Genomic DNA, 4,320 nt, shown 5'->3' with positions numbered 1-4,320 from the left:
CCGCATCAGTAGCCTTATCCGCCTCAGTAGCAGCCTTATCCGTGTTATGAGAATCCGAGTCATGTGTAAAATATTGGGAAACCCACCGTGCTGAACTTTGAGCAAAAGAAGCAGAACAGGCAATAAAGATCGCCATATAAAAGACAATTTTCTTGTTTTTTTTACAATACATCGACATACTTTTCTCCCCTTAAGAACCAATCGAACGATTTAAGCAAACCGTTGTTTTTTTTAATAACTGTTCATATTATTAATGGTAGTAACAGCACGTCGATTTTGGTTCCAACAGGAAATATCGTCACAGACTGCTACAGGTCTTTCTTTTCCATAAGAAATTGTTTGCATCCGTTGCGGAGAAACACCAAGAGAAATCAAATAATTGCGTACAGCAACAGCGCGGCGCTGACCAAGAGCTAAATTATATTCACGCGTACCACGTTCATCAGCATGACCTTCAATGACAATAGAATAGAAGGGATAACGCAACAACCATTCTGCTTGGCGTGTTAAGATAGCTTCGGCGTCAGGCTCAATGGAAGAAGAATCGAGAGTAAAGAAAACGCGATCTCCAACATTAACGGTAAAATCCTGCCCTGAACCTAAAGAGGCCTGATCATTTGAAAAGGAGCCGTGCATACCGCTAAGTGCACTGACATTTTTCTTACCGCATCCCACTAGAGACAGTGAGAAAAAAAGGGCCCCAGCGAAAGGCTGAAGGATAATATTTTTGAGAGAGCGCATGTAGTGATTCTCCTTAGTTATTAAAAATGACTATTGAACTGAGATATATTCTTTCAACAGCGCTTCAAGGATAACCGTTAATTGCTAATGAAGAAAAAATATTTTTTATTTTTTTCCCAACCATTCTTTTTTAGTCTCCAACAGCTTTCTCCCCAAGAGTTCTTTCCCCAGGGCTCTTTCTCAGGAGCTTTTTCCTAAGAGCTTTTTTATTGAGAGTCTTTGAGCCTCAACCTGCAACCGAGTCCTTTACCATGCATCATTCTGTTGATGCATCATCCTCACGATTTTTCTGCAATGCATTGAGTTTAGCAAAAACTTTATCAGCATCGAAATTCTTGTTGAAATCCTGTTCATGTTCCGCTTCATGGAGAGCAACATTTTCCGTAACCGATGCAGGAAGTAAGGACCTGTCTTCCTCTGGAGAGAGAGGGCGATTTTTTGCAGCACGCTGGAGCTCGATATCCAAATCGATTTGCAAACACAAGCCAAGCCCTACTGGATCGAGAGGGACTAAATTAGCACTATTCCAATGGGTTCGATTGCGAATTTGCTCAATAGTTCCTTTTGTAGTTCCAATCAAGCGTGCAATTTGTGCATCTTTTAACTCAGGATGATTGGTCACTAGCCATAAGATACCATTTGGGCGATCTTGACGTCTTGAAAGAGGGATATAGCGCGCCCCTTTACGTTTTTTCTCTGGAATATGAACTTTTGATTGAGAAATTTTCAAGCGCGCATTTTTGTCTGCTTCCACACGTGCAATTTCACTGCGTGTCAACTGACCAGAACTAATGGGATCGAGTCCTTTAATACCATAAGCAGCATCACCATCAGCGATAGCTTTTACTTCCAACACATGCAATTTACAAAATTCTGCAATCTGATCAAAAGTAAGCGCTGTATTATCAACCAGCCAAACAGCTGTAGCTTTGGGCATCAAAAGTTGCGTTGCCATCTCTATAATATCCTCTTATTCGCCTTTTAAACAGGCACGTTTTGCCCACTTTGGAGCTCTGGAGTCTTCTTTCCTATATTGTCAGGCTCTTTTACCCGCTCCGATAAAGCGAGACATGGAATAAACCATTTTTCCCATGAAATTACATCCTGTTATAGCCTGATTTTTGATTGACGACAAGACACCAGTCTGATGTGTTTCTCAAGAAAGCCTCTTTACCTTTACGGGGATTTTTTTTATGAAAGAGTTTACTCGATCACTTCACCTTATGATACGATGAATTTGTTGGTAGATTTTTAGCATATTTATCCGGTCGCAATGGGTGTTTGACCGCCTAAATTGAGGGGTCTTTGAGAACTGAAAGGAAAACCCCCAAAAAAACTGAAAGGGAAGCCATGGCAGGCCATTCACAATTTAAGAATATTATGCACCGTAAAGGGCGTCAAGATGCGATGCGCTCGAAAATATTTTCAAAGCTTGCACGTGAAATTACCGTTGCAGCCAAACAAGGCTCTCCTGATCCAGCTATGAACCCGCGTTTAAGGCTCGCAGTACAGAATGCGAAAGCACAATCGATGCCCAAAGACAATATTGAACGCGCCATTAAGAAAGCTTCAGGGGGTGATGTTGAAAATTATGATGAAGTACGTTATGAGGGCTATGGTCCAGGGGGTGTTGCCGTTATTGTCGAAGCTTTAACAGATAACCGCAACCGCACTGCTTCAAACGTACGCGCTGCCTTCACCAAATCAGGTGGTGCACTAGGAGAAACAGGGTCCGTAAGCTTCATGTTTAATCGGATTGGTGAAATCATCTATAAGTCGGAAGCAGGAACAGCTGATAGTATTATGGACGCAGCGATAGAAGCAGGGGCTGAAGATGTGCAATCGGAAGAGACCGGGCATCATATTCTCTGCGCATTTGAAGATATTGGTGAAGTTTCTAAAATACTTGAAGCAAAACTTGGCGAAGCAGAATCGATTAAAACTATTTGGAAAGCCACCACCCTTGCCCCCATCGATGAAGAAAAAGCTTTATCAATTCTAAAGCTTATTTCAACATTAGAAGAAGATGATGACGTGCAAAATGTTTATGCCAATTTTGATGTCAGCGATGAGATTTTAGCAAAACTGTCTGCTTAACTGGAGTGGCAATCCTTAACATATCGATTCTCTGCTGTGCTGTTTTCTTCTTAACTGTTCTCTTCTCATCACCTTGAGAGCCTGTTAACCACTATTGACCAATGAACCAAGTGCACTATTGACCAATTAGCGAAGTATCCCTCCTTTTTCTCACCCCATAAGAAGCCTCGCCTCCCTAGCGGGGCGGCATATATTTTTTAAAAAACCTTCAACCTGAAAGCCCCAAAAGCTTTCTGTCAATTTTTCCTCCATACAATCATTTCAGTATCATCCTCTGCAGACGTATAATGCAATACCATATTGATTTATAAAGATAATAAAAATTTTACAGAGTGCATCTCCCTAGAAGACAGCAAGATTTTCTCATTTTATAAGTTCGCATTCGAAATCAGAAAAACCACGCCCCCGTACCTCACAAAAAAGGCAACCTATGGATAAAAATCACTTAAGAAAAGGGTCACCATGCCTAAACCTACACAAAGCAAGGGAATGCCACACCATGAGGAGTTAGCAAAGAGAATGATGATGCTCTCTTGTGACTTCTCTATAGGAACCTTTCTAACCTTCTCCATGTAATTTTTGTTGTGTCGCCCCTCTTTGAGATCACCACTCCTCTGTCTACAGAGATGTTATCGGCTATCGTTTTCCCCACAACACAAAGGCAAAAACCGCCTCAAAGCAGAACATCTCATTGGTATTATAGATTTTGGTATTATAGATTCCGATTCCGTAAACCTGATGCTCTCAGCCCTAAGGGAAAATTAAAGCGAGAATGATTGAAGCTTAAGGCAGCAATTCCCTTAAAAGAAGAAGCTTTTTATTCAATCACAAAGAAGATGTATAAAGTACTCATATTGACTAAAAAAGCCTCTGTTGATGTTCTTTATAGAGATGTTTATCATCATTCTATACGGTTTTGCTCTTTGACAAGAAAAGAAGAACAGGAATATCGCATTGTCTTTATGACTCCTTTTCTTTGTCCTTCTGAAACAAAGCTCTCTCAGCAATAACATGTTTATTTTTATCCCTTCAACACACTAAACTGTTTGAATAAAAGCATTCCGGTCTCTCAAAGTGAGAAGAAAATAGAAAGCTTAACTCCACCAACATAGTATAACTCTGGCTATTGACCGAAATAATAACTCTTCCTGATAAAATCTTGGGCTTTCTTTTGAACCACACTTGCTTTTCATGCTAACTTTCTTATTCACCCACAGCAGAATTTACAGTTTGCAGCACGGGAATGAAGCATGACAAAGGTGGCATAGTCTCTCACAGATTCATCCTCTCTCCTACTCGACAAGTTTTATTAAATCGAATGCGAGTTCCCTTTTTGGCAGCAAATTTCATAAGATTGAGAGATGCTAAGCAACTTGGCATAGTTGCGGTGCTGAGGTGCTGAGGTGCTGAGGTGCTGAGGTGCTGAGGTGCTGAGGTGCTGAGGTGCTGAGGTGCTGAGGTGCTGAGGTGCTGAGGTGCTGA

3 protein-coding genes are annotated in these 4,320 nt (G+C 41.1%); 1 reads left to right on the top strand and 2 read right to left on the bottom strand.

Annotated elements, in window-relative coordinates:
- Nucleotides 1-231: 231 nt before the first annotated feature.
- On the bottom strand, nucleotides 232-741 hold the full coding sequence (gene pal / locus BN200_RS03935; RefSeq protein ID WP_019221171.1) for a peptidoglycan-associated lipoprotein Pal: 510 nt from the start codon (nucleotides 739-741) through the stop codon (nucleotides 232-234).
- Between the two features lie 256 nt (nucleotides 742-997).
- The gene (locus BN200_RS03930) at nucleotides 998-1,696 is read right to left on the bottom strand and encodes a DUF1013 domain-containing protein (RefSeq protein WP_019221170.1); all 699 of its coding nucleotides are present in this window, start codon (nucleotides 1,694-1,696) and stop codon (nucleotides 998-1,000) included.
- A 395-nt stretch (nucleotides 1,697-2,091) separates the two neighbouring features.
- Here BN200_RS03930 and BN200_RS03925 point away from each other — a divergent pair, with 395 nt between their 5' ends.
- The gene (locus BN200_RS03925; protein ID WP_019221169.1) at nucleotides 2,092-2,838 is read left to right on the top strand and encodes a YebC/PmpR family DNA-binding transcriptional regulator; all 747 of its coding nucleotides are present in this window, start codon (nucleotides 2,092-2,094) and stop codon (nucleotides 2,836-2,838) included.
- Nucleotides 2,839-4,320 lie beyond the last annotated feature (1,482 nt).

This window comes from Bartonella senegalensis OS02 (assembly GCF_000312545.1).
GTDB lineage: Bacteria > Pseudomonadota > Alphaproteobacteria > Rhizobiales > Rhizobiaceae > Bartonella > Bartonella senegalensis.
The sequence above is the reverse complement of the archived record's forward strand: the minus strand, read 5'-3'. Positions and strand labels throughout refer to the sequence as shown.

Coding starts and splice junctions, on each gene's coding strand:
- BN200_RS03930 (WP_019221170.1), bottom strand. CDS start 1,696: ATGGCAACGCAACTTTTGATGCCCAAAGCTACAGCTGTTTGGCTGGTT.
- BN200_RS03925 (WP_019221169.1), top strand. CDS start 2,092: ATGGCAGGCCATTCACAATTTAAGAATATTATGCACCGTAAAGGGCGT.
- pal (WP_019221171.1), bottom strand. CDS start 741: ATGCGCTCTCTCAAAAATATTATCCTTCAGCCTTTCGCTGGGGCCCTT.